Origin of the sequence: Halostagnicola sp. A-GB9-2, from assembly GCF_030068615.1 — an archaeon.
Taxonomy (GTDB): domain Archaea; phylum Halobacteriota; class Halobacteria; order Halobacteriales; family Natrialbaceae; genus Halostagnicola.
The window spans coordinates 503598-528045 of record NZ_JASJOC010000001.1 but is presented as its reverse complement, the minus strand read 5'-3'; the positions used below and the strand labels follow the sequence as shown (position 1 = coordinate 528045).

Genomic DNA, 24448 nt, shown 5'->3' with positions numbered 1-24448 from the left:
GTGTCGGCTCTGCCGAAACGGAGATACGACACGTACCGTACTGATTGCATGATTTGCCGTTCAACTGATAAGATCGCGCATTCACCGGAGATAGCCCTCCATATATCGAATAATCCGATAGTTGAGGCGACGAGGAGATGACAAAGCTTATTCTTGGCTTGGGACAGTTCCAAGTGAATGAGTACCGACACCGAACACGTCGGAGAGGAAACGGAGTCTTCCTTCCTCGAGACGTTGAAGCAGTGGTATCATCTTCCCGTTATCGGGATTGTGATGCTATTTATGTACTGGGTCCGGGTCCGGCCCCAGAATAACTTCACGTACGAAGACGGCACGCCGATGCTCGGAGGTATCGACTCGTATTATCACTGGCGGACGATCGAGTGGACATCAGAGAACTATCCGTATACGATGCCATTCGACGTGTTTACCGGGTTTCCGTCCGGACGATACGTCGGCCAGTTCGGCACCCTGTTCGATCAGCTTATCGTCACGGCGGCGATGATCGTCGGCCTGGGTGATCCCTCTTCTGAGACGCTCTTTACCGTCGCCATACTGTCCGTTCCCGTGATGGCCGCGCTCGTCGCGATCCCCGTGTTCTTCATGGGCCGACGGCTCGGCGGGACGTTCGGCGGTATCGTCTCGATCGTTATTCTCGCGCTCGTCCCCGGCCAGTTCCTCAGCCGGACCACGGTCGGCCAACTACAACACCACGTCGCCGAAGTGTTGTTCATGGCGATTGCCGTGCTGGCGATGATGGTTGCGCTTCGGGCCAGCGAACGAGAGCAACCGATCTACGAACTCCTGCTTGACAAGGACTGGGGGACGCTCAAAGCGCCGACAATCTACAGTGCCCTCGCGGGACTCGCGCTGGCGCTGTACATTTGGGTTTGGCCACCGGGCGTCGTCCTCGTCGGTATTCTCGCGATTTTCTTCACCGTTCAACTCTGTCTCGATTACGTTCGGGGTGTTTCACCCGACCACGTCGCCTTCGTCGGTGCCGTGAGCATGGGCGTCACTGCGCTCATTACGGCACTGCTCATCGAAGAGTGGAGCTCGAGCGCGACGAGTTTCGGCTACGTCCAACCGACCGCCGCACTGTTAGTCGGGGTCGGCTGTGTGTTCATGGCCTGGTTAGCACGACAGTGGAACAACCGAGATATCGACCGGATGTATTACCCGGCGGCGATCGGCGGGTTGATTCTGGTCGCGTTCCTCACCATGGCGCTGGCGCTGCCGGAACTCTTCGATACGATCTACGACAATCTCGCTCGGCGGCTGTTCCCGTTCGGGGGCGTCGACACTGATGCGACGATCCAGGAAGCGCAGCGACCGGATGACTTCCTCTCGACGCACGTCTTCAATGAGTTCGGAGCGGCATTCTACACGATGTTGCTCGGCATCGCGTTCCTCATTGCGAGACCGTACTTCGATCGCGAGTTCCGCGCCGAATACACGCTCGTGATCATCTGGGCAATATTCCTGACGAGTATGGCCGCGACGCAGGTTCGATTCTCCTACTACCTCGTCCTCGCGGTGGCCGTGCTCAACGCGGTGTTCATCGCGGACATCGGACGGATTATCAACCTCGATCTCGAGGCCGGTCTCGAGAGCGCCAGACAGATCGAAACCTACCAGATAATCGTTATCGGGATGGTCGTGTTGGTCGTCTTCGCGTCGATCCCGCTTGCCGTCGGCGGGGGCGTCTGGACCCTCACCGCATCCGATCCAGAGGAAGACAACCCCGGTCCGTCGCCACACTCCGATTCGATGATCTGGCAGCCGTCGAACGAGTGGCTCGCAGAAAACACACCCGAACCGGGTAACTACGGCGGTGCGGACAACGCCAGCGAACTCGACTATTTCGGCAACTACGACTATCCGGACGGCGGTGACTATCAGTACCCCGAGGGCGCCTACGGGGTCATGTCGTGGTGGGACTACGGCCACCTGATAACGACCCAATCCGAGCGGATTCCACACTCGAACCCGTTCCAGCAAAACGCTCGATCTTCCTCGGCGTACCTTACCGCCGACTCGGAAGAACGCGGCGAGATGATCCTCGACGCGATCAGGGATGACGCGGACGTCGACTGGGAAGACGTCTCCGACGAGGAACTCGAGGCCGCTCTCGAGGAAGTCGACGAGGGCAACGAAGAGATGCGCTACGTGATGATCGACGGCTCGATGGCCGGCGGCAAGTTCGGTGCGATCACGCAGTGGACCGGCCCCGACCGGCAGGCGTACTCGCTCCCGGCGGACTACGAGGAGGGCGAGACGATCACCGCCGAGGACCTCGAGGACGACGACTTCGTCGACGAGACGCTCTACGGCCAGACGATGCTCTCACAGCTGTACTTCGACGACGCCCACGGGATGGAGAACTACCGGCTCGTCCACGAGAACAACATCCAGACGACCACCTTCATCAGTTACGCCATCATGGACGGCGACGAAGTCCTCATGGATGACGGCCAGCCACAGATGGGCGTCAACCTGGAGTATACCCAGGCGCTCAACAACGAACTCAATCAGATCCAACGGCAGTCTCCGTACGACGTCGAGACCTTCGGCGGGCAGGTCGGTTCCGGCGTCAAAACCTTCGAGCGCGTCGACGGCGCGACGATCACCGGAAACATCGACGACGACGAGCTCGCTGGCGACGACAGCGCGATGATCACGGCGACGCTCGAGCTCGAGACCGAAGGTGAACGCACGGTCGGCTACGCGCAGGAAGCCGATATCGAAGATGACGGAAGCTTCGAGCTGACGGTACCGTATGCGACCGAAGAAGAACTCGACGTCGACGACGGCTACACCGAGAGTAGCGTCGAGGCGATCGAGGACTACAACCTCACCGTGACGTCCACCGAAGGCGGCCTGGACTACGTCCACCAGTACTACGGCGAAGTCGAAGTCTCCGAGACCGCGGTGGTCAACGGAGAAGAGGTTGACGGCATCGAGCTCGAACCGGCCGAAGACGACGAGGAAGGCGATCCGGCTGACGACGTGGAAGACGGCGAGCAAGCGGATGACGGCGAAGCGGCTGACGAGGGCGAACAAGCGGATGACGACGAAGAAGCAGACGATGACGCTGAAGACGAAACAGCGGACGACGGTGATGAAGACGAAACTGAAGCTGACGGCGAGGACGAAACCGAAGAAGATGACGAAGAAGACGAGACTGCGGCCGACGCGGAATAACCCGAAGTAGTTTCGTGGGTACATTTCGATTCTGACACGTCCCTGGCAAGTGAGAACGCTTTTCCCGACACCCAGAATACCCTCGAGCGATGCGTGAATTTCTCCTGGTCTACTGTAAGGGGTTCTCGATGGGTGCGGCCGATGTCGTCCCGGGGGTTTCGGGCGCGACGATCGCGCTGATCGTCGGCATCTACGATCGGATGATCCATGCGATCACGGCGATCGATCCACGGGAGTTCGGCCCAGCGGTCCGGGTTCACACTCCGGAGGGGCGCGAAGCGTTGCTCGAGTTGGTCGAACGAACGGATGCGCTGTTTTTGCTGGCGCTCGGACTCGGTGTCTCAACGGCGATCGTGGCCCTGTCTCGACTGATGAATTACGCGGTGAACTCGCTGCCAGTACCGACGTACGGCTTTTTCTTCGGCTTGATCGCCGCGTCGGCTGTCGTGTTATACGATAATATCGAGACGTGGACGCCCAAACGCTTCGGTGTAGCGGCAGTCGCGATCCTTCTCGCACTCGCCATTACCGGAGTCACCGGTACTAACGCCTCTCACGGCCTGCCGATGGTCTTTCTCGCCGGTGCCGTCGCGATCTGTGCGATGGTGTTGCCCGGCGTGTCGGGTGCCTTTTTCCTCCTCATACTCGGTCAGTACGAGTACATGACCGGCGTGTTGAGTACGTTCGTCGACGGCGTACTCGGACTCGTCAACGGCGAATCGCTCACTCCGATCATCGATGCGGGCGGTATCGTCGCCGTCTTCGGCGTCGGTGCCGTGATCGGGTTGTTTTCGATGGCTCATCTCGTTCGCCATGCCCTCGACCGGTACCGGGCCGCGACGCTCGTCTTTCTCGTCAGTTTGATGGTCGGGGCGCTTCGACTGCCACTTGAGGAGGTGCGGGGGAATCTCAACGAGACGACTGCTGGGTCGCCGACCGCCGCCGTGCTCGCCGCGGTAATCGGTGGATTCGCGGTACTGATCGTCGACCGGAACACCGACGATCTCGAGTATTAGTGGTCTGAGCGACGGTAGTTCGGCGAATTGTGCTCTCCCGGATACTGCGCCCGGCGGTGTCGATGCACTCGTTTCCATCGTCGCTTAGAACCCAGATTTGATGGAAATGAGGCGAGGAAATCGTCTCTCTGCTTGCATTTCTCTTCTCGCAATACGCTGAACTTATTATTTTGAGGATATATTTTACATAAAAAATCTCCGAGAACATAAGATAAATTTATTACCAATGGCAACAACTGATAGAATGCAATGTCCGCAACAGATGCCATGAAAGATTACCTCGTATCGCACCCACGAATGATCGGCGCGCTGTTCACTCTGGTGCTGTTGCTCAGCCAGGTTGGAACGGCGGCCGCTGGGACGTACACACAGGTTGGTCCGTAAGACTTCGTCTCAACAAACTATCCGAGAAGTACAGCTGTTCCGATATGGTACGAATATTCGAGGAGCGTTTCTACACTCGGTTCATCAGACTTTGTCAGACCCGCATCAGCAGTCTCTTTCGGTGTCGCATTAAGTCTCTTTAGTTAATCGGGAGCGGTCCGATACCGTCGTTCCACCGCAAGTCGCCGTCGATTAGAACGGGCAGTTCCGTCCAGGTGAGGTACTCTTCTAACGGCTGTTTTTCAACCCTCGAGGCCGGTGGCTGTCCAGGACTTAGGTGCAAATCGTCGACAGCTTCGAGTGCAGATGCCGTCACCGAACCGAGTTTAAATTCCTTCGTCGAATACGACTGCAGTGCGAACCCGAACTCGGAATCGTCGTGCTCCTCGAGGGAGATGATCGACGGAGCTCCCCCCTCAGTTTGGGCGATATCCACGGAACCGTCGCCGACGATGAGATACTCGTCACCGAGCGTTGAGTTCTCTCGCGTAATCTCGAGCGCGCCTCGGAGCGAAAAGCCACGGTTGAGCAATCGGGCCATCATTTCGCCGGTTTCGACGGCGTACTCGTTTATGACGTCGTTGTACGTACTCACGCCTCCGTGTGCCCCACGTTGAGTGAGTGCAAGTCCCTGTTCGTACGAGCGACAGGCGTTCAGGAAGAAAACCCCGACATCAACTGACTCGAGCGTTCTCACGTCGAGATCCCCATCCAGGCACTTGATACCGTCTTCGGTGGCGTGGCCAATATAGTGGACGAAATCGTAGCCGCCGTCAGTCAGCAGTTCTGCGAGACGATCCGTACTGACGCCGAACTCGGAGTCGATGTCGAACGGAAGCGTTTCGCGATTTCCGTAGGTTTGGTCCAGAAAATCGTGTTCGTCCGTCATCCGTGCGTCGTTACAGACGAGCAATATCTCGATCGATTCGCGGAGCGAACCGCGGGATAATTGGCTTCGATAGGCTTCGATCGACGCTTTCGACGCACTGAGCGGGATATCGTCACCGAACCACGCGTGTTCGATGGATTCTTCCGTGACGCTCGGTGTGACGAACGGTGAACCGTTCGACGGTAGATCGGGATTTTCGGTCCTGTACTCACTCGCCGAGCGGACGAATTGGGCGTTTGTTGGATCCTGTCGAGCCACCTGCTGTCTCGAATTCCCTCGAGTTTCGCGGATGATTCCGAGCTCGTTGACGATAAACGGAAGCAGTTCGACGTTCGAAGGAGTGGACGGAAGGTGGGCGGTCAGCGGCCAGCGAGGGATATGTTGTTCGATCCAACCATACGGGATGTCGAGATACCGTTCGAGCTGTTCGGACAGTGATAGCGAGTACGTCTCGGCGAGGTCGAACGGAATCTCACCCTCCAGCGTCGTTCGTTCGTGAAGTTTGTTCCCGAAAATACCTTCAGTTCGGGTCAAGCAGTCGAGGAAGAAGATCTGTTTCAGTAGTCGAGCGAACTCATCTTCTAACTCACACTCTGACCCGAGTGAATAGTCGAACTCAGCTGTTTCGAGTGTTGGCTCGGACCCTGGCTGAACGGTCGCTCCGAGATAAAACGCGAGCGGGGCGGCGTAAAACAGGTTCCGGTAGTCCGGCGGGATCGTTATCCGAATGTCGTTATCCGGTTGGTCGATCGCGTCCGGAATCTGCAGTTCGTCTCCGAGTTCGACGAGCGGAGGATGCCCCCGGAGCGTCGGCCACGCCCGTTCCGGACTCGTCGTTTTTAGCGCCGAAGGAAACGCCGAGACCGCTTTCATCATCGGTTCTATCTCGCGGGGAGTCGTGATCGTCTCGGCGGGGTGTTCGTGAAGCGATCTCATACCGAGTCCGACAGTCGTTTCGGTACCGAGCGATATTCGAATCGACTTCATCCCCACTTGTATCATAGCCGGGCAATCGAGTTGCACGTACAACCGAATAGGCCCACTGAGGCCGACAAACTGCGTTCCGTCATCGAAACTAATCGAATCACCCGCATCTAAATTTTGTACTGCTCGACCCGTTTCGTTGTGAATTGTGACAGAATAGAGTTGATCGAAAACGAGTTCGGTCGTTTCGAACGTACAGGATTTATCCACGGGAAAATGGAAGTTTTCCGTCGGCACCGGCGTCGGAAAAATAGGTTTGGAGGTCTTAATTTGTAAACGCCGTTGCTCGATCGAATCATATACTTCGAGCCCGGTTGGTTCTGTCGTGTCTTTGAATTCAATACTCATACTACCTCTTCACTATCTATCATTTGTGTGCAGACTACAAAAAATAACCGCTCGTTGATTCGTTACCGCACCGCGACGAGCGACCGAAACGCGATCGGTGAAAATCGCGGTTCGACCGTACTCGGGCGACGTCCGGAGCCCGTCGACGGCAGTCCAACGCGCTCGAGAACCCCGCGATCCGCGAGTTCGTACAGAAATCGAGTGACGGTACTCGCAGTCACTGATGACTCCGATTCGATCTTGCGTGCGACCTCGCGGATCGGCTCCGACTCGGCTGAAACGGATAATAAATCTAGAAGAACCTGTTGGCGGTTTTCCGATAACGTCAGCGTTCGATCAATATGGATCCCGTCCGTCGGCACGTCTGCCATCGCCGTCTCAAGGTGTTCATTGCGAATCTGTGTCGCATCATCGTCGTTTGCGAGGACCGCTGCGACGTACAGTGTTGTGAGCGCGTCGTGAGCGCTTCCGTCAGCCCAGTCGGCGATGTCGCGGATGGAATCGTGGTCCAGTGCACCGGCGGCGAGGCCGGTCGATGCCCGATCGGCGACGATATCGACGAGTTCGTGCTGGCGGTACGCCGGGGCCGTTATCGTCGATCCGTGCCATTCGTCGGGTTCGCGCGTGCCGACAACGGCGGTTCCGACGTGATCGCTGACTGGCTCGAGCAATTCGAGAACGCGCTCGTACTCGAGAGTTTCAGGTTCGTTGTGGTGATCGATCGCGACCACCGCGCGGTGGTTGGGTCGCTCGAGTTTGGCCACAAATCGTTCCCGAAGCTCGTCGGTTCCGATCCCGCTTTCGGGAACCGCCTCGTCGGTGATCGTCGAAAGGGCTTCGCGGTAGAACGCGAACGGCGTCTTGACCCGGCGGCCATCGATGTAGAGGAACCACGTCGTCGGTCCGGTTCGTTCCATTCGCGTCGACGTTCCGATCACCCGGTCGGAGTCCCCGAAGGTGTCGTTCAGCTCCGCGAACAACGCCGTAACAACCGCGGAGGTCCCCGACCCCGCCGGCCCGACGACTGCGAACGGTGGCGGTAACTCGCCGTCGAACACCGGCTCGAGAACGTCCAGACAGCGCTCGAGGACGGAGCCTCGACCGACGGGTTCGGACGAGTGGACGGCGGGGCTGAGATACGCTTGATCGACGACGAGCTGTCCACCGTTGTGTGCGGACTGTCGCCGACCGATTCGTTCGTGCAGATCCATTACACCGCTTCCTCTCCGCTCGCTTTCGTTGCCTCCGGCGTTTCGGAGTCGGCCAGCGCCGCAGAAAGCACCTCGAGCGGGTGTTTGATCTCGTAGCCGGTTCCGTGTTCCATCTGCATGGCACAGGTCGGACACTCCGTCATCCCGGACTCGGCGTCGGCCCCTTCCATGTGCTCGAACATCTCCCCGCCGATCTTCATCGACGTCTCGTAGTTCTCTTCTTTCCACCCGTAGGTGCCGGAGATGCCTGAACACGAGTCGCCGACGTCCTCGGCTTCCACGCCGTCAATCGACGAGAGGACCTCGACGGTCTGGCCATCGAGGCCCTGATTCCGCGCGTGACACGGCGCGTGATAGGCAAAGTTCGACATATCGACGCTCGCTGTCTCGAGTTCGGCCTCGAGATCCTCGTGAATCCGGAGGTACTCGAGGGCTTCCCAGGTGTGGGTAGCGACCGTTTCGGTATCCTCGAAATCGAAGAGTTCGGGGTACTCCTGGCGGAGCGACATCGAACACGACGTACAGGAGGCGATGACGTCCGCGCCGTCTTCGATCGCCGAGGCGAGTTCGGCGACGTTCGTCTCGGCGGCGCGTTCGGCGTCGTCGAGCATCCCGTTCGCGTACATCGGCGTCCCCGAACACCGCTGGTCCGGAACCAGCACCTCGTAGCCGAAGTGTTCGAATACCCGAACCATCGCCTTCCCGACCTCGGGCGTGTTGTAGTTCGAATAACAGCCGTGGAAGTACGCGACGCGCTTGCTTTCGTCGTCGCTCGAGTCGTCTCGTCTCTCCCTGGCGTCTCGAGCGTTCTCCCTCGAGGCCTCGTGTCCGCCTCGCGTTTCCCACCACTCGCGGAACGTCTCCGTCGCGAACGACGGAAACTCCCGTTCGCTCGTGATCCCCAGTAGCTTCTCGTTTATGACCTGTGTCACTGTCAACCCCATCATGAAGTTTGTGAGGCGGGGTACTTTACTTCCGATGCGAGCCATCGTCCCGTAGTTCGAAAGCAACCGATTCCGCCAGTACTCTCGAGAGAACTTGCTCATGTTCTCCTCGACGTACTCGCCTCTTGCCGTGTTATGCATCTGCGAGAGGGGTACTTCGGACGGACAGGCGTTATCACAACGCATACAGTTCGAACACTTCATCACCGACTCGTCGATGTCGTGGTCCTCCTGGCGCTTGAGTCGCCACTGCTCGGGCCCCTGGAACTTCGGTCCGGGGAACTCGTCGTCGACCTCGGCGACGGGGCAGTTCGTGTCGCAGGTCGAGCACTTGTAACAGTCGTCGGCACCCGGTCGGAGGTCCATCTCCTCGGCCTCCGGGAACACTTGTACCGGTTCGAACTCCTCGCTTCCCGATCCGTCGTCCGTTGGCTGTTGTGCATCGCTCATCGAATCACCGTCGTCCGTCGATTTGTCCTCAGCATAATCGATCGACCACTCGCCGTCCGTCGACTATATCGACCACTCGCCGTCCGTCGACCGCATCGCCCGCCCGCTTCGTCCGTCGGTCGAACCGCTATCATTCGCTCGCCTCCTGGCCTGCACGGCTTCCGGCCGCGTAGCCGGTCGCCAATGAAACCCCGCTCGCGGATTTCTCCGCGGCGGCGTCGAACCCGCCCAGTATCGCTCCCGCCGCTCGGAGGTTCGAGAACTCGATGTCGTCGGCCTCCTCCCCATCGGATTCCTCGAGCGGTCGGAGCTCTCGGTCGACCGAAAGCCCGAATTGAGCGAACGGGTGGTCGCCGAAGGCGTCGTCGACGAACCAGTCGTACCGATCCGCGCTGTGTGCGACGTGACAGTCGAAGATCGGTTCGAAGACTCGATCTCGATCGGATCGGACGCCTTTGCCGACCAGTCCGCCCGTCGCGAGAACGTACTGCTGTGCGCTGTAGGGGACCTGCTGTCCGTTTCGGTCGACGACAACGTGGTCGATCCGCTCGATCGTATCTGAACCGTTCGCTCCATCGACGGGCTCGTAATCGACGACGGGAACGCCGGTCGTCACCCGAACCCCCGCCTCCTCGAGCGCGTCGTACAACAGCTCCTCGAGTCGAATGCCGGGAAGACTCGGCGGCCCCATCGGCACTTCGAAGACGTCGATCCCGAGTCGTTCCTCGAGGTCCCGGCGAACGGTGTCTGCGTGTTCGTCACCCAACACTGCGGGGAGACCGACACGGGATTCGTCCTCGAGTTCGGTTCCGATCGCGTGGGCGAGCGCCGCCCGTGCGGGTCCGTCGCCGGCACCCGTATCGACCGACTCGTCTCGCTCGAGGATATGTGCGTACCGGGTAATCTTCGCATCCGATCGCCGTATTCCCGGGAACGAGAGCGTGATACCGCGGCTCTCGAAGGGAACCTCGGCCGCCTGAAGGTGGGCCGAAGCCAGCGGGGCGTCGAAATCGGGAAGGGTCTCGAAACCGACCAACAGGGCGTCTCGAGGATCGCTTGCAATCCCCGCGGCGGTCGTCGCCGGGTACCGAGCGGTCGGTTTGACGGTGCCGCCGTGGGTCGGAACGAGCGCGTTCGCGTCGGTGTGCTCGCCGGCATAGGCGTCGCCAGCGATCGAATCGAAAAACAACAGCGCCTCGCGTACCGTCTCGAGGCCGACTCGTTCGTACGGATGGCCTTCGGGGAGGGACGGAATGGCCTCGAACGGATCGACCAACGGTGTCTCCGTTCCGGAGCCGTCGCCCCCGTCATCCCCGTCGTTCACTTCGTCGACGCCCGTCGGCATGTAGCCGAGCACGTCGATCAGGCCGCTGGCGTGACGGAGGGTGCTCTGCTTGTAACTGACGAGCCGAACCGTCGCGTCGCGTTCGGCCGCCGAGAGGGCGGCCGTCGCGCCCGCCAGGCCGCCGCCGATGACCAGCACGTCGTCTTCGATGGCCATCTCAGCGATCCCCCCCTGGCCCGCCGTCGAAGGCGTCGTAGGCTACCCGCTCGTCGGCGCTTGCCGGATCCCCGTCGCGGTTCATCGTCGTCGCGTGCAGGGAGTAGTTGAGCATCGCCTGCGAGAGCTGTTCGCCCCAGAGAGCGTGGCGTTCGCCCTTCCACCGCTCCTGAAAGAGTTCGTCCAACGCCGCTCGAGTCGTCTCCTCGTCGTACTCGGGGTGTAACTCGCAAGCCATCTGCTGGCAGCAAAAGCCGCCCTGACAGTTCCCCATCGAGGCTCGAGTCCGGATCCGAACGGCGTTGAGGTCCGACCCGGATTGGCTGATCGCATCCTGTATCTCAGCCCGCGTGACGCCTTCGCAGTTACAGATCACCGGGTTGGGATCGTCCGTCTCGAGAACGTCCGCGGATCTGCTCCCGAGTCGCTGTTTGCTGCGACGCGCGACCGGCGATCGGAGCCCGAAGTCGTCCATCGCGTCCTTGAGCACCGCGAGGTTCTCGCTCCCCGGTAGCGCCGCGTCGGCGGTATCGCAAGTCGCTCGCACACCCAGTTTATCACAAACGTGATCCGAAATCTCCTCGGCCATCGCTCGGTAGGTGGTGAACTTGCCGCCGACGATAGTCGACATGCCGGCAACGCCGTCCCTGTCGGCGTGATCGAGCAGGAAGAAATCCCGCGTGATGTCGGTGGGATCCTGCGTCCCGGTCCCCGGCGGTTCGTAGAGCGGTCGAACGCCCCAGAACGAGCGGATCGTCCGGGATTCCTCGAGGATCGGGAGCAGTTCCGAGAGCGTATCGATCATCATGTCGACCTCCCAGTTTTCTTCAGGGTAGTCGTCGGGATCGTCGACTTCCTCGTCGGTCGTCCCCAGAATCGCCGTCGTTTCGTGGGGCACGACGATGTCCGCGTCGCCCTTCGGTCGGCACCGGTTGATGACGGTGTCGACCTGCCGCACGTTCATGATCGTCATCACGCCCTTGGAAGGCCGAACCGCGACCTCGAGGTTCGCCATCTCGCCGATCTGGCCAGCCCACGCGCCGGTCGCGTTGACGACGTAGTCGGCCGTGATCTCCTCGGTCGTTCCGGCGGAGCTGTGAACCCGTTTTCCGGGTCCCGAGTCGTGTCTCACTTCGACGCCGTAGATGTCGTCGCCCTCCCGAAGGAGGTCGACGACCTCGGCGTGGGTCTCGATGCGCGCGCCGTGCTTTTCGGCGTCGAGCGCGTTCGCGACGCAGAGCCTGAACGGATCCACGGCCCCGTCCGGGACTTTGATCGCGCGTTTGACGTCGCTCGCGAGATACGGCTCGACCTCTCGGGCTTCTCGGCCCGAGAGGACTTCCGCGGGAATGTTACACTCCCGACATCCGTCGAGTTTTTTCCGGAAGTACTCGTCGGGATCCTCAGGCCGTTGGACGAACAGTCCATCGGTCATCTCGACGCAGTGTCCGGCGATATCCCGCAAAATTTCGTTTTCCTCGATACACTCCGTCGCACTCGCTTGATCCGAAACCGCGTACCGGCCCCCGCTATGTAGGAGTCCGTGCATTCGACCGGTCGTTCCGCCAGTCAGATTTCCTCGCTCGACGAGGGTTACCTCGAGGCCGCGTCGAGCCAGATCCCTGGCGATTCCACAGCCGGTCGAGCCGCCGCCGAGAACGAGAACCGCCGTATTGCGTGCCATCCCTTCATCAAGACGTTGGCCCGAGCCCTCTTTATTTTACCGACGCTCCCATACCGCCCATAACAATCCTACCGATACGATATATTTCCGATCACTCTCAGGGTTGGAGCCGCATCCAGATTGATATTGCGAGAAATAGAACCCAGAATGAACCGAGATGTAGCCCAGTGATCGGGTTTATCTGGTGTTTAACTTCGTTGTCGAGTTTCGAACGAACAGTATGTACGGAAACATTTATCACGATCGTAGATATTGTTTACCAGTAACACGCGATCGGCAGTAAACAAATCGCGTGCCGCTCCAGGGTGACCATCAGTGACAGACTCAACATACGTCGGCGCAGTCGATCAGGGGACGACCGGAACACGGTTTATCGTCTTCGACCACGGCGGACAGGTCGTTACGAACGCATACGAGAAACACGAACAGATCTATCCGGAACCCGGCTGGGTCGAACACGACCCGATAGAAATCTGGGAAACGACAAAGAGCGTTATCACGACGGCGCTTGGTCAGGCGGGGATCAGTCCAGAGCAACTCGAGGCCATCGGTGTGACCAACCAGCGCGAAACGACGGTGCTCTGGAACGCGGATTCCGGAAAACCGGTCCACAACGCCATCGTCTGGCAGGACAGGCGCACGACGGATCGGGTCGAGCAACTCGAGGAAGACGGCATGGTCGAGGAGATTCGCGAGAAGACCGGTCTCGAGGCCGACGCCTACTTCTCCGCGACGAAAGCGGAGTGGCTCCTCGAGAACGCGGATCCGATCAAGCTCGAACGAAGCCGGCCGGAAGACATCCGCGACCGGGCCGAAAGCGGCGAGGTGCTGTTCGGTACGATAGACAGCTGGCTCATCTACAATTTGACGGGGAACCACATCACCGAGGTTACGAACGCCTCGCGGACGATGCTGTACAACATTCACGACCTCGAGTGGGACGACGAACTTCTCGAAGAGTTCGACGTTCCGCGCGAGATGTTGCCCGAGGTCCGACCCTCGAGTGACGACGAGACGTACGGCACGACGGATCCGGACGGATTCCTTGAGGCGGAAGTGCCGGTCGCCGGCGCGCTCGGCGATCAGCAGGCCGCTCTCTTCGGCCAGACGTGCTTCGAGGCCGGCGAGGCCAAAAACACCTACGGGACGGGCTCGTTCTTCCTGATGAACACCGGCGGCGAAGCCGTCGAGAGCGACCACGGCCTGCTCACGACGATCGGCTTCCAGCGCTCGGGCGAACCCGTTCAGTACGCCCTCGAGGGCTCGATCTTCATCACCGGGGCGGCGATCGAGTGGCTCGAGGATATCTCCCTGATCGACGATCCCTCTGAAACCGCCGAACTCGCTCGGAGCGTCGACTCCACTGATGGCGTCTACGTCGTGCCCGCGTTCACGGGACTGGGCGCACCCCACTGGGACCAACGTGCGCGCGGAACCATCCTCGGAATGACCCGCGGCACCCGTAAGGAACACATCGTCCGGGCGACCCTCGAGTCGATCGCCTACCAGACCCGTGACGTCGCTGAGGCGATGGTGGCTGACTCGGGCATCGAGATGACCTCGCTGAAGGTCGACGGCGGCGCGGTGAAGAACAACTACCTCTGTCAGCTCCAGTCGGATATCATCGGCTCGGAGATTTCGCGACCGGTCGTCGACGAGACGACGGCGCTCGGATCGGCCTACGCGGCCGGGCTCGCCGTCGGCTACTGGAGCGACGTCGAGGGGCTTCGCGACAACTGGCAGATCGACAGACAGTTTGAACCCGAGATGGACGCCGAGGACGCCGACGAAATGTACGGACGGTGGTCCGACGCGGTGGACAGGTCGCTCGACTGGGCGACGGACGGTGTGGATGAATGATCGACGCACTGTTCGATCTCGCGAACATGATCGCCGCGCTCGGCGGCGGCGCGTTCGGCGCGGCGTTCGGTCCGCTTCCGGCGTTCGTCTTCACCGGCTTCATGGTGATCGCCGGCGAGGCGTCCGTCCTCGCTGGCGGTGACGGTGCCATCACCGACCAGATCGCCTTCGGACCGGCGTTCTCGCCAGCGGTCAGTTTCGCAGGCGGCGTGGCGGCGACGGCCTACGCCGCGAGGCGCGGATACATGGACGGATTCGCCAGCGATTACCATCAGGCGAAGAACATCTCCCAGGCGCTCGGAACAAAACCCGACGTTCTGATCGTCGGTGCTTCCTTCGGACTGCTCGGCTGGTGGATACAGGTAGCCTCCGATACCCTCGCGCTTCCGTACGATCCGATCGCGATGGGTGTCGTCCTCTCGGCGATCTTCCACCGACTGATTCTGGGCTACAGCATCATCGGGACGGTTCGCGGGAGCAATATCCTCGATATGAGCCCGTTCGAGCGCGGAGAGCGACGAACGGCCACGGATGGCGGAGAAGTCATCGCCGCAGATAAACCAGCCAACGGTGCCGCGAAAACAGCCACGGAGCTCGGACGGTTCGCCGTCGAACCGTGGCTTCCCCACCAGTACAAGTGGGGCCACGTCGCAACGCTCGGCGCGTTCGCCGGCATTCTGGGCGGCTGGATCGCCATCGCGAGTCAAAGCCCGTTCCTGGCGTTCGGAATCAGCGCGGCGTCGTTGTTGTTCCTCAACCTTGGCATCGAGAAAGTGCCGGTAACCCACCACATCACGCTCCCCGCCGGGACGGCCGCACTCGCCGTGATGGCGAGCGGAGACGCCGTCATCGCCGGAGTCGGCCAATCGGGTGCGCTGATCGTCGCGCTGATCTTCGGCGTGATCTGTGCGCTGTTCGCCGAACTCTTCCAGCGGGTGTTCTTCGCCCACGGCGACACCCACGTCGACCCGCCCGCGGCCGCGATCGTCTTCGGGACGCTGCTGGTCGCAGTTCTGTACTTCGCGGGGGTCTTCCCCGACGCGTCGTGGGTCCCGACGCTGTAAGCGCGGCGACCAATTTACGATCTCATTTTCGACCCAAATTGAACGCGAGGCCGATTCGGCCGCAGTCGTGATGCAAAATATATGGTCCACAATCCTCGTTACTACGTATGGAACGCGACCCACCGCTGGTCCTCGACATCGACGGCACGTTGACCCGGCCCGAAGGCTGGGGAATCGATCCCCGGCTCTTCGACCCGCTCCTCGAGTGGGAGGCTCCGGTCGTGATCGCGACCGGGAAGGCGTTTCCCTACCCCGTCGCGCTCTGTCACTTCGCCGGCATTCCGGAACTGGTCGTCGCCGAAAACGGCGGCGCGGTCTATACCGGCGACGACGTCTTCTTTACGGCGGACCGCGATGCCGCGGAGGCCGTCGCGCGAGAGTACGAAGCCGCTGGCTACAGTCTCGGCTGGGGTCCCGAGGACACCGTCAACCGCTGGCGGGAAACCGAAATCGCGGTCCAGCACGACCAGCCAGTCGAACCGCTTCGGGAAATCGCCGACGGCTACGGTCTCGAAGTCGTCGACACGGGCTACGCTTACCATGTCAAAGACCCAGCGCCGAACAAGGGAGATGGCGTTCGAACCATCGCCGAACACACGAACCTCGACCTCGAGGAGGCCGTCGCCGTCGGCGACTCCGAAAACGACGTCTCGACGTTCGAGGTCGTCGGTCGATCGTTCGCCGTGGGAAACGCCGATGACGCGGCTCGAGGGGCCGCCGACGAAGTGCTCGAGGACGTTCACGCGGACGCGACGCTAGGGGTGATCGAGCGGGTTCGGTCCGCGTAAACTGCTATTCGACCGACCGTTTTTGTCCGACTTTCCGAACGCCGTTTTCCCTGAGTCGCGGTGTTGGTCGACGGGAGAAATACCGAACACTCGAGTAATACGTGATTGAACGTGATCACTCTGAGATTTACCCGCTGGAACGATCGAAACAGCGACGAGTAGTTGGATATTCGAACGGTTCGAGCCGCGATACTCGTTCGTCGCGCGACTGAACGATCCCGCTCGAGCGTGCGGTGTGCGCTCGGAAGTGCGCAGTAGCTCCCGAGGATGATGAGACAACCACTCATTGATAACCGTGTGGGATTCGGCGGATGCCGGCGTTAGCAAGCTCTCTCCGGCCGAAACAGTCAATATTCATTGAATATATTTACAACAATCATCTTCTGAATCAAAGGCTATATTTACGCTCCATCGAGTACGTTGTTTTGATGATGTGGCAAGACTTCGTGTTCATGCTTGGAAGCTCACTTTCGATCGTTTTCCTCGCGCCAACGTTGCGTGACGTAAGCGCTCGTGTCCCCCTGGGAACGAGCCTGCCGTCGATGCTGGTCGGTGCCGCGTACGCGTTTACGTTTACGACGCTCGGGATGACGTTTTCAGCGATGGGCGCGGCCGCAACGACGATCATGTGGTCGTTAATCGCGACGTATCGCTCGCCGGGCGACGCCTCACCAGTGACTGGATCGTTCGAGAAAGCGACGGTGTTCGCTCGAGACGCCTGGCACGAGGCGAAACACCGCAGTCTCATGCCATAAGGCAGTAATAGGCTATTGATTGGCAAGGTGAATGCATTCGGCGACAATCGTACTTTTCAACCCGGAAACGACGGTCGTTTCTCGGGTTTTACACTCCACTCCCTCGAGTGACAACTCCCTCATCGTTCGAGCCGTCACCACACGTCTTTTGTCTCATCACTGCGATGCTCGCCTATGAGCGATTCAGACGAGACCTTGCAGGTCTCTGATCCCGACTATCATAGCGAGAACCACACGGCCGCCCAGACGTGTGGCTGGACCGCGAACGCCCTGCGCGGGGAGGGCAAGTGTTACAAGAATATTTACTACGGCATCGAGTCCCACCGGTGCATCCAGATGACCCCCGTCGTCCGCTGTAACGAACGCTGTGTCTTTTGTTGGCGCGATCACGCGGGCCACGCGTACGAACTCGACGGTGTCGAGTGGGACGACCCCGAAGCCGTCGTCGACGCCTCGATTTCCCTCCAGAAGAAGCTCCTTTCGGGCTTTGGCGGCAACGAGAAGGTCCCCGACGACGTGTTCGAGCAAGCGATGGAACCGCGACACGTCGCGATTTCGCTTGACGGCGAGCCGTCGCTGTATCCCTACCTGCCGGAACTCATTGAGGCGTTCCACGATCGAGACATCACCACGTTCCTGGTCTCGAACGGTACCCGCCCCGAAGTTATCCGGGAGTGTGACCCCACCCAATTGTACATCAGCGTCGACGCGCCCGAACGCCACACCTTCGATCAGGTCGTCAAGGCGATGGAGGACGACGCGTGGGAGAAGCTCCTCGAGACGATGGACGTCCTCGCCGACAAAGACGAGACCCGAACGGTGCTCCGAACGACGCTGATCAACGGCGAAAACATGCACAGCCCGGATCTCTACGCGGCGTACTACCAGCGCGCGGACCCGGACTTTATCGAACTCAAATCCTACATGCACGTCGGTCACTCTCGAGGCCGGCTCGATCGCTCGTCGATGCCCGACCACGAGGACGTCGTCGAGTTCGCAGAGGAGGTTAAAACGTACATGCCGGAGTTTACGGAGTGTAAAGACGTTCCCGCCTCGAACGTCGCGTTACTCTCGAAGACGAAGGACACCTGGGTGCCGAAACTGAAAAAAGACAGCGAGTTCTGGGCGGACGACCCGGTTGTGGGTGACTAATCTTCGGTATCGGCCACGCGACGAGGGAGCGGGGACCCGCTCGAGCAGTTCCTTCTCGCATCGGTGACTTTTTGCCTGCAGTGGCCGAGTATCAGGCACTGCGAGTAAACGTCGACAAACCCCATCACAGTTTTGGGACGCGTTCCACATCCGGTATGCTTATACGTCCCCCAACCGAAGCCGCTGGTATGTCATTGACAACCGAGTCCGCCGTCGGGCACGACGAACTCGCCGTGCTCAAGCTTCTCGCCCTCGAGGGTGGGCTCTCCGGCGACGTGAAGATATCCTGTTCTGCACTTTCCGATCGGCTCGGCGCATCGAATCAGACTGCCTCGCGACGGTTGCAACGACTCGAGAGCGGCGGGCTCCTCGAGCGCGAGACGGTAAGCGACGGCCAGTGGGTAGAGATCACCGACGGCGGCGAAGGAATGCTCCGAGCCGAGTACGAGGATTACCGTCGCGTTTTCGAGACGGGTGCGGAGATCGAACTCGAGGGAACGATAACCGGCGGGATGGGCGAGGGTCGTCACTACATCTCGCTCCCGGGATACAAGCGTCAGTTCGAGGAGCGACTCGGCTACGATCCGTTTCCGGGGACGCTCAATGTCGACCTTCGTGAAGATAGCGTTCGCCGCCGAAGCGCGATGTCTTCACTCGAGCCGGTTCCGATCGACGGCTGGGAGGACGACGATCGAACCTACGGCCCAGCGGTCTGCTATCCGGCGACGGTCGAGACGGCCGACGGCGAGACCTACGAAAACGCCCACACGATCGCACCCGAACGAACGCACCACGACGACGATCAGCTCGAGGTCATCGCACCCGATACGCTTCGGGAGGAACTCGGCCTCGAGGACGACGATCACGTGACCGTGTACGTGGGTGATCGCTAATGCGGACGGAAACGGGATCGGAAACGGAGGCTCAGGAAGCGACGACCGGCGAAAGCGAGTTTCGGCATGCACTCGAGTCGCTCCGGTCGGGCGATCCGGTTCTCGTTCACGACGCAGCGGATCGGGAAGGCGAGACGGATCTGATCTATCACGCTGACGCTGTCACTCCCGACGCCGTTTCCCGCATGCGTAACGATGCCGGCGGACTCATCTGCGTCGCACTTTCTGACGACGTTGCCGACGCGTTCGACTTACCGTTTTACACCGACGAGGTCGACCATCCGGCGGCGGCCGATCACGAACTGGGTTACGATGAACGCGCCTCGTTCTCCTTTACCGTCAATCATCGGGAGACGTACACGGGAATTACGGACAGCGATCGGTCGACGACGATTCGCGCACTCGGGGAGGCGGCCGACGATCCGTCGGCGACCGACTTCGCAACGGAGTTTCGCATCCCCGGACACGTCCATCTCCTCAGAGCCGCCCCCGACCTGCTTGCACAACGGGAAGGCCACACCGAACTCGGTCTGGCGCTTGCAGATGCCGCCGAGCTTCCACCGGCAGTCGTCGTCTGTGAGATGCTCGACGACGAAACGGGTGCGGAACTAACACCCGCTGACGCCCGCGCGTACGCCCATCGCTACGGCTTTGCGTATCTCGAGGGCCGGGATGTCCTCGAGCGACTCGGCTGATTCGACGGCCGCGTCGTCCATCTCGGTTCACCTGTCGGCTTCTGACCGCTGATCGCGGAATTCGTTCGGCCGAAGATATCGACCGAAACCGCGAACGTTCATTACGGAGGGTTCCGTCTGCCCGCGTATGGGATTCGACGAGATGGATGTCGACACGATCTGGATGGACGGCGAGTTTGTCGACTGGGACGACGCACAGATCCACGTGCTGACACACGGACTTCACTACGGCAGTGGCGTCTTCGAGGGAGCACGCTGTTATGATACCGAAGAAGGGCCAGCTATTTTCCGCTGGGACGAACACTTAGAGCGGCTCTACCAGTCCTGTAAGCCCTACGAGATGGAGATCGACCACACGCGCGAAGAACTCACGGAAGCGACCGTCGACCTCATCCAGCGACAGGAACTTCCCTCGTGTTACATCCGACCGATCGCGTTCTACGGCTACAACTCGCTGGGCGTGAGCCCCGAAGACTGCCCGACCAGAACTGCGATCGCCGTCTGGCCGTGGGGAGCGTACCTCGGCGAAGACGCCCTCGAGAACGGGATCGAAGTGATGATCTCCTCCTGGCGAAAACACGCCTCGAGTCAGATTCCGACGAACGCGAAGACAACGGGACTCTACGTCAACAGTATGCTCGCTGGCGAGGAAGCCCGCCGCAATGGTTATGCCGAAGCGATCGTGCTCAACAAAGAAGGGGCCGTTGCCGAAGGGCCGGGCGAAAATCTCTTTATGGTCCGAGACGGCGAAATCTTCACGCCCGGGCTTTCGGAGTCGATTCTCGACGGCATCACACGCGATACGGTGATCACACTCGCTGAAGATCTCGGCTACACCGTCCACGACAACGTCTCGATCTCTCGAGGAGAGCTCAACACGGCGGACGAACTGTTCTTTACAGGCTCCGCCGCGGAGGTGACTCCGATCCGCAAAGTCGACAACGTCGTTATCGGCAACGGTTCGCGCGGTCCCGTGACCGAGGAGCTTCAGGCCAAGTTCTTCGAAGTGGTCGAGCGCCGAACCGACGAGTACGACGAGTGGTTCGACTACGTCTAAGTAGCTATTGTCAGTTCATTCGTTCGTTACGTTCTAAGAACTCCGGCGGGATTCTGACGCCGGTTCGGTCACTCGTTGCGCTGGGATGAGACGTCACTATCACCGGATTCCGTTTGCTCGTCGGTGACGGCATCTTTGACTTCCGAAGCCTGTTCGCTGACGGTTTCTTTGACCTCCGAAGCCTGTTCGCTCACCGTTCCCTTGACCTCTGAGGTCTGTTCGCTGACGGTTTCTCTGACCTCCGAGGTTTGCTGGTCGACCGATTCTTTGACTTCGGACATCCGTTCATCAACGACATCGATGGGGACGCCCGCGTCAATCCGTCGATCCTTTTCCGCATCGCCGAACCCGGCGCTCAAGACTCGAGTGAGCGCGTCTTCAACGTCTTCATCGAGTTCTGTCAGACGGTCCGGCTCGACTTCGATGACGAACCCCGTCGTGATGTTCGGCGAAGTCGGCAAAAAGAGCACGATGCGACCGTCATCGGTTTCCTTTCCGGTCTTGAACGCCGTCATTCGAAGTCCGTCCCACGTCTCGAGTTTGACCGGTTTCTGTAGCGATTCCTGTTCGCCGAAGGCAGTTTCGGCGGCCATCTTCGAGGCGTTGTAGACGACCCGCATCACCGGAACCCGATTTGCGATATCGTCGACGATTCGCTCGAACAGCCCGCCGACGGTGGTTCGCATGAGGTAGCCGACGGAGAACGTCAAGATCGTAAACACCGTCAGTACGACGAGGACGCGAAGCAACTGGGCGAGCTGTTCGCGGGTCTGTTGGGCCTCCGCGCTGTCGCCCGGAATCAGCGGCTCGAGGGCGGACGGCTCGAGAATAAGACCAGGAACCAGCCCGGCGATAAGTCCGTAAACCCAGTAGATGACATAGAGCGTCACGAGGATCGGGCCGAGAACGATGAGCCCGCTCGCAAAGTCCCGTTTCCACGAAGCCATGTAGTGAAGCTCACACTAGGGGATTAAGAGCCCTTCCCTTTGCCGAGCGAGGGGGAGTCGACAGCGGCGAAAAGCTAACGCTTATGCTATCGAACAGACACATATCTCGTATGTACAGCGCACTCGTCGCGATTATTTCGTGTCTTTTTCTCCTCGCCGGTATCGTCGGCGTGTACGAAACACGGTTGTACGATTCCGGGGATCGCACTGAGGCACCGCGTCTCTTCGTTCTATATACCCTCGTGATGGGGCTCGTCGGCCTTGCGGGCGCAGCGTGTCTGTTGTGGCTGCTCAGCGGGCGGAGTCTAGACGCACAGGTGTTCACGCCGATCGTCATCCTTTCCGCGTTACCCACTGTCGTTCAGTATTGGATGCACCGCAAGATGGGACGGAACTCGAGTCCGTTACCCGCCCACGTGAGCAACCGATTCCGCAAGCGATACGGCGACGGGAGCTGAGGGAAGCCCGGATATGGGGAAGTCAGAACCCAAGAATTCCACGGTCGTCGCGATCGAACTCGTTTTGCTCGCGCTCGGCCCGCCGCTCGCGTTCGGGCTGGGTGTCGCTGCGGTGGGCGGGTGGGACACGTTCGTCGCGGGCGCGCTCGTTGGCGGAGTCATCGGCATCTCCGCAGCCTCGCTCCGTCGCGAACTCCACGGAATGGGCGGCGGAGATTGACGTCGAAGTGAACGTCGTTTCTCGAGACGAATCACCAGCGGTTAAGACACGCTGGTTCCTTCCGGGAAATATGGGTATACTCGAGACAGTTGCTATCGCGTTCTGGGTCATGTTGCCCGCCTACGTTCCGAACAACGCCGCCGTGTTAGCCGGCGGCGGACGGCCGATCGACGGCGGTCGGACGTGGGGCGACAAACGCGTTTTAGGAGACGGAAAATCTTGGCGCGGCACGGCCGCCGGCGTGATCGCCGGGATCGCACTCGCGGGGATTCTGACGTTCTTTGCGTCCGATGTTAGCAGTGCGGTCGGATTCGACCTGCCGGAGTTCACCCCGCTCGCCGCGCTCGGACTCGCCGGCGGTGCGATGCTCGGCGACATCCTCGCCTCGTTCGCGAAACGGCGGACGGGACGACAACGCGGGGCGATGTTCCCCGGCGTCGACCAGCTCGATTTCGTCGTCGTCTCGCTGCCGCTGACGGCGTTGCTCGCACCCGAGTGGTTCTTCGACTGGTTCACCCTGGGCGTTATTCTCGTCGTCGTCGTCCTCACGCCGGTGCTTCACGTGACGACGAACATGATCGCGTACAAACTGGGACTGAAGAACGAACCCTGGTAGCCTCGAGCGAACGATCGGACATCCGATTCCTCTTTTCGGCACTAGTTGTCGGGACTATTCGGGCGTCGCGGGAATCTCTTTCACTGCATCCGGAAGGTCTTCAGGGACCGTCCACGAAATAACGTGGTCGCCGGCAGCTTCCTCGAGCGCGGCGAGATGGGACGCGGCCATGCCGTTATCGTACTGTTCGCGTCGTTTCGCTTCCGTTTCGTAAACGCGCTTTAGCAACCAGAGAACGTCTCGGATGTGAGACTGATGGTGATAGAGGTATCCGAGCTCCCAGACGTGCCCGCCATCGTAATCTTCGAGGACGCCGACGACGTGGGTCGCCATCCCGGAGAGGATATCGAACGCCGGGGCCCACAGTTCCACTTCCTCGCCGGTGAAGCCAAAATCCTCGAGTCGGAAGGCGGTCGCCGAGCGCCGCTCGTCGAGAAGGGCACAGACTGTCCGTCGCCGTTTTCCCGGGCCGTCGTCGCCACCGCGTCCGATCACCAGGTACCGCTGATCGGCCCGTCTGATGTCCGCAAACCGTTCCCCGTGGAGACGGTTTTTGAGCCGTTCGTGCTGGGCCGGTGTCAGAGAGAGCGTGTTTCCGTCCGCCTCGGCTAACTCACCGGAATCAACGCCGTCGATATAGCCGTTGTTGGGGTCCGTCCGTGAAGCGTCATCAGGGTTCGACATACGCCGACAACGAACGACGAATCAATCAATGTTCCGATCAGTTTGATGAGCATTTAGGGTATTGTTTGAGAATTATCCGAGATCTACTTAAGAAATGATTGAGAGCCACTTGGTATACACTGAAGGATCACTCGAGAAATACTTGAGAAACACTCGGTCTCAGCAACCAAGTGTTTATGCCGGATGAACCAGTAGTAGTCGATATGCACCCGCAAACGACGCAGCCCAACGGCGGTGGCGGGAACGTAGGGCCGGGGACGGAGTTCAACACGTGGAAGGCGCTCCAGAAGGCCACGGACAAAAGCCGCGCGAATCTCATTGCCGACGTGATCGGCCATCCAAAGGGCGCTCCGAGCGTCGACGAACTCGATTACATGAACCCGAGCCTCGAGAAAGACGCCATCAGAAATCACCTGAAAACCCTTCAGAGTGTCGGCGTCGTCGAAGCGCTCGAGATCGAAGCGGGGGAACGAACTCGAGGATTCCCCTACAAGTTCTACCGAATCACGGACGACGCACGCGAGCTGTTCGACGAAAATGGGTTGTTCCCGCGGGACCCGTGGCGACGACAGTACGAACGCGTCGAAAAGACAGGGGAGATCGAAGAACTGCAGGAGATGCCGCGTCCGAACCTGTAACCTGCC

The 24448-nt window shown here is 60.2% G+C and carries 21 protein-coding genes and 1 pseudogene; 15 read left to right on the top strand and 7 right to left on the bottom strand.

Annotated elements, in window-relative coordinates; genetic code table 11:
• Nucleotides 1-177 precede the first annotated feature (177 nt).
• The 3 genes from QNM96_RS02670 (at nucleotide 178) to QNM96_RS02660 (ending at nucleotide 4604) form a co-directional block, all read left to right on the top strand.
• A complete protein-coding gene (locus QNM96_RS02670) occupies nucleotides 178-3204 on the top strand; it encodes an oligosaccharyl transferase, archaeosortase A system-associated (protein WP_283834462.1) in 3027 nt (1008 codons plus the stop codon).
• 89 nt (nucleotides 3205-3293) lie between these two features.
• On the top strand, nucleotides 3294-4220 hold the full coding sequence (locus tag QNM96_RS02665; RefSeq protein ID WP_283834461.1) for a DUF368 domain-containing protein: 927 nt from the start codon (nucleotides 3294-3296) through the stop codon (nucleotides 4218-4220).
• A gap of 249 nt (nucleotides 4221-4469) precedes the next feature.
• Nucleotides 4470-4604 carry a hypothetical protein gene (locus tag QNM96_RS02660; RefSeq protein WP_283834460.1) on the top strand — a complete coding sequence of 45 codons (135 nt, stop codon included), beginning with the start codon at nucleotides 4470-4472 and terminating at the stop codon, nucleotides 4602-4604.
• 139 nt (nucleotides 4605-4743) lie between these two features.
• On the opposite strand, the gene QNM96_RS02655 is transcribed toward QNM96_RS02660, so the two are convergent.
• The 5 genes from QNM96_RS02655 to glpA form a co-directional block, all read right to left on the bottom strand.
• Nucleotides 4744-6825 (bottom strand): hypothetical protein, encoded by a 2082-nt coding sequence (locus tag QNM96_RS02655; protein ID WP_283834459.1) that lies wholly within the window; start codon nucleotides 6823-6825, stop codon nucleotides 4744-4746.
• A gap of 62 nt (nucleotides 6826-6887) precedes the next feature.
• On the bottom strand, nucleotides 6888-8036 hold the full coding sequence (locus tag QNM96_RS02650; RefSeq protein ID WP_283834458.1) for an AAA family ATPase: 1149 nt from the start codon (nucleotides 8034-8036) through the stop codon (nucleotides 6888-6890).
• On the bottom strand, nucleotides 8036-9430 hold the full coding sequence (locus QNM96_RS02645) for an anaerobic glycerol-3-phosphate dehydrogenase subunit C (protein WP_283834457.1): 1395 nt from the start codon (nucleotides 9428-9430) through the stop codon (nucleotides 8036-8038). Before QNM96_RS02645 ends, QNM96_RS02650 begins: the two co-directional genes overlap by 1 nt.
• A 130-nt stretch (nucleotides 9431-9560) precedes the next feature.
• Nucleotides 9561-10931: a glycerol-3-phosphate dehydrogenase subunit GlpB gene (gene glpB / locus QNM96_RS02640; protein ID WP_283834456.1), complete on the bottom strand. Its 1371-nt coding sequence runs from the start codon at nucleotides 10929-10931 to the stop codon at nucleotides 9561-9563.
• Between the two features lies 1 nt (nucleotide 10932).
• A complete protein-coding gene (gene glpA, locus QNM96_RS02635; RefSeq protein WP_283834455.1) occupies nucleotides 10933-12615 on the bottom strand; it encodes an anaerobic glycerol-3-phosphate dehydrogenase subunit GlpA in 1683 nt (560 codons plus the stop codon).
• Nucleotides 12616-12930: 315 nt separating this feature from the next.
• Here glpA and glpK point away from each other — a divergent pair, with 315 nt between their 5' ends.
• From glpK to QNM96_RS02595, 8 genes are all read left to right on the top strand, one after another.
• The gene (glpK, locus tag QNM96_RS02630) at nucleotides 12931-14475 is read left to right on the top strand and encodes a glycerol kinase GlpK (protein WP_283834454.1); all 1545 of its coding nucleotides are present in this window, start codon (nucleotides 12931-12933) and stop codon (nucleotides 14473-14475) included.
• Nucleotides 14472-15539, top strand: a complete 1068-nt coding sequence (locus QNM96_RS02625) for a hypothetical protein (RefSeq protein ID WP_283834453.1) — start codon at nucleotides 14472-14474, stop codon at nucleotides 15537-15539. Before glpK ends, QNM96_RS02625 begins: the two co-directional genes overlap by 4 nt.
• A 107-nt stretch (nucleotides 15540-15646) precedes the next feature.
• Nucleotides 15647-16327, top strand: coding sequence for an HAD-IIB family hydrolase (locus tag QNM96_RS02620; RefSeq protein WP_283834452.1), 681 nt, complete (start codon nucleotides 15647-15649; stop codon nucleotides 16325-16327).
• 428 nt (nucleotides 16328-16755) lie between these two features.
• Nucleotides 16756-17082 (top strand): hypothetical protein, encoded by a 327-nt coding sequence (locus QNM96_RS02615; protein WP_283834451.1) that lies wholly within the window; start codon nucleotides 16756-16758, stop codon nucleotides 17080-17082.
• A 174-nt stretch (nucleotides 17083-17256) separates the two neighbouring features.
• Nucleotides 17257-18234, top strand: a complete 978-nt coding sequence (gene twy1, locus QNM96_RS02610) for a 4-demethylwyosine synthase TYW1 (RefSeq protein WP_283834450.1) — start codon at nucleotides 17257-17259, stop codon at nucleotides 18232-18234.
• A gap of 188 nt (nucleotides 18235-18422) precedes the next feature.
• A complete protein-coding gene (locus tag QNM96_RS02605) occupies nucleotides 18423-19127 on the top strand; it encodes a CTP-dependent riboflavin kinase (protein WP_283834449.1) in 705 nt (234 codons plus the stop codon).
• The gene (ribB, locus tag QNM96_RS02600) at nucleotides 19127-19822 is read left to right on the top strand and encodes a 3,4-dihydroxy-2-butanone-4-phosphate synthase (RefSeq protein ID WP_283834448.1); all 696 of its coding nucleotides are present in this window, start codon (nucleotides 19127-19129) and stop codon (nucleotides 19820-19822) included. Before QNM96_RS02605 ends, ribB begins: the two co-directional genes overlap by 1 nt.
• 127 nt (nucleotides 19823-19949) lie before the next feature.
• The gene (locus QNM96_RS02595) at nucleotides 19950-20879 is read left to right on the top strand and encodes a branched-chain amino acid transaminase (RefSeq protein WP_283834447.1); all 930 of its coding nucleotides are present in this window, start codon (nucleotides 19950-19952) and stop codon (nucleotides 20877-20879) included.
• A 284-nt stretch (nucleotides 20880-21163) separates the two neighbouring features.
• Here QNM96_RS02595 and QNM96_RS02590 read toward each other — a convergent pair.
• Nucleotides 21164-21826: pseudogene (locus QNM96_RS02590) on the bottom strand (DUF502 domain-containing protein); the annotation flags it as partial.
• Nucleotides 21827-21936: 110 nt separating this feature from the next.
• Between QNM96_RS02590 and QNM96_RS02585 the strand changes: the two are divergent.
• The 3 genes from QNM96_RS02585 to QNM96_RS02575 all read left to right on the top strand — a co-directional run bounded on the left by QNM96_RS02585 (nucleotide 21937) and on the right by QNM96_RS02575 (nucleotide 23120).
• Nucleotides 21937-22284, top strand: a complete 348-nt coding sequence (locus tag QNM96_RS02585) for a hypothetical protein (RefSeq protein ID WP_283834446.1) — start codon at nucleotides 21937-21939, stop codon at nucleotides 22282-22284.
• 13 nt (nucleotides 22285-22297) lie between these two features.
• On the top strand, nucleotides 22298-22504 hold the full coding sequence (locus QNM96_RS02580) for a hypothetical protein (RefSeq protein WP_283834445.1): 207 nt from the start codon (nucleotides 22298-22300) through the stop codon (nucleotides 22502-22504).
• Nucleotides 22505-22574: 70 nt separating this feature from the next.
• Nucleotides 22575-23120: a CDP-2,3-bis-(O-geranylgeranyl)-sn-glycerol synthase gene (locus QNM96_RS02575; RefSeq protein ID WP_283834444.1), complete on the top strand. Its 546-nt coding sequence runs from the start codon at nucleotides 22575-22577 to the stop codon at nucleotides 23118-23120.
• A gap of 54 nt (nucleotides 23121-23174) precedes the next feature.
• Here QNM96_RS02575 and QNM96_RS02570 read toward each other — a convergent pair whose 3' ends face one another.
• Nucleotides 23175-23804, bottom strand: coding sequence for an aminopeptidase (locus QNM96_RS02570; RefSeq protein ID WP_283834443.1), 630 nt, complete (start codon nucleotides 23802-23804; stop codon nucleotides 23175-23177).
• 203 nt (nucleotides 23805-24007) lie between these two features.
• Here QNM96_RS02570 and QNM96_RS02565 point away from each other — a divergent pair, with 203 nt between their 5' ends.
• Nucleotides 24008-24442 carry an ArsR family transcriptional regulator gene (locus QNM96_RS02565; protein WP_283834442.1) on the top strand — a complete coding sequence of 145 codons (435 nt, stop codon included), beginning with the start codon at nucleotides 24008-24010 and terminating at the stop codon, nucleotides 24440-24442.
• Nucleotides 24443-24448: the final 6 nt, after the last annotated feature.

Excerpts from the sequence above, each read along its gene's own strand:
- QNM96_RS02570 (WP_283834443.1), bottom strand. The coding sequence starts at position 23,804 with ATGTCGAACCCTGATGACGCTTCACGGACGGACCCCAACAACGGCTAT.
- twy1 (WP_283834450.1), top strand. The coding sequence starts at position 17,257 with ATGAGCGATTCAGACGAGACCTTGCAGGTCTCTGATCCCGACTATCAT.
- QNM96_RS02575 (WP_283834444.1), top strand. The coding sequence starts at position 22,575 with ATGGGTATACTCGAGACAGTTGCTATCGCGTTCTGGGTCATGTTGCCC.
- QNM96_RS02595 (WP_283834447.1), top strand. The coding sequence starts at position 19,950 with ATGGGATTCGACGAGATGGATGTCGACACGATCTGGATGGACGGCGAG.
- QNM96_RS02625 (WP_283834453.1), top strand. The coding sequence starts at position 14,472 with ATGATCGACGCACTGTTCGATCTCGCGAACATGATCGCCGCGCTCGGC.
- glpB (WP_283834456.1), bottom strand. The coding sequence starts at position 10,931 with ATGGCCATCGAAGACGACGTGCTGGTCATCGGCGGCGGCCTGGCGGGC.
- QNM96_RS02615 (WP_283834451.1), top strand. The coding sequence starts at position 16,756 with ATGATGTGGCAAGACTTCGTGTTCATGCTTGGAAGCTCACTTTCGATC.
- QNM96_RS02660 (WP_283834460.1), top strand. The coding sequence starts at position 4,470 with ATGTCCGCAACAGATGCCATGAAAGATTACCTCGTATCGCACCCACGA.
- QNM96_RS02605 (WP_283834449.1), top strand. The coding sequence starts at position 18,423 with ATGTCATTGACAACCGAGTCCGCCGTCGGGCACGACGAACTCGCCGTG.
- QNM96_RS02565 (WP_283834442.1), top strand. The coding sequence starts at position 24,008 with ATGCACCCGCAAACGACGCAGCCCAACGGCGGTGGCGGGAACGTAGGG.
- QNM96_RS02665 (WP_283834461.1), top strand. The coding sequence starts at position 3,294 with ATGCGTGAATTTCTCCTGGTCTACTGTAAGGGGTTCTCGATGGGTGCG.
- QNM96_RS02620 (WP_283834452.1), top strand. The coding sequence starts at position 15,647 with ATGGAACGCGACCCACCGCTGGTCCTCGACATCGACGGCACGTTGACC.
- QNM96_RS02670 (WP_283834462.1), top strand. The coding sequence starts at position 178 with ATGAGTACCGACACCGAACACGTCGGAGAGGAAACGGAGTCTTCCTTC.
- QNM96_RS02580 (WP_283834445.1), top strand. The coding sequence starts at position 22,298 with ATGGGGAAGTCAGAACCCAAGAATTCCACGGTCGTCGCGATCGAACTC.
- glpA (WP_283834455.1), bottom strand. The coding sequence starts at position 12,615 with ATGGCACGCAATACGGCGGTTCTCGTTCTCGGCGGCGGCTCGACCGGC.
- QNM96_RS02650 (WP_283834458.1), bottom strand. The coding sequence starts at position 8,036 with ATGGATCTGCACGAACGAATCGGTCGGCGACAGTCCGCACACAACGGT.
- QNM96_RS02645 (WP_283834457.1), bottom strand. The coding sequence starts at position 9,430 with ATGAGCGATGCACAACAGCCAACGGACGACGGATCGGGAAGCGAGGAG.
- QNM96_RS02655 (WP_283834459.1), bottom strand. The coding sequence starts at position 6,825 with ATGAGTATTGAATTCAAAGACACGACAGAACCAACCGGGCTCGAAGTA.
- ribB (WP_283834448.1), top strand. The coding sequence starts at position 19,127 with ATGCGGACGGAAACGGGATCGGAAACGGAGGCTCAGGAAGCGACGACC.
- QNM96_RS02585 (WP_283834446.1), top strand. The coding sequence starts at position 21,937 with ATGTACAGCGCACTCGTCGCGATTATTTCGTGTCTTTTTCTCCTCGCC.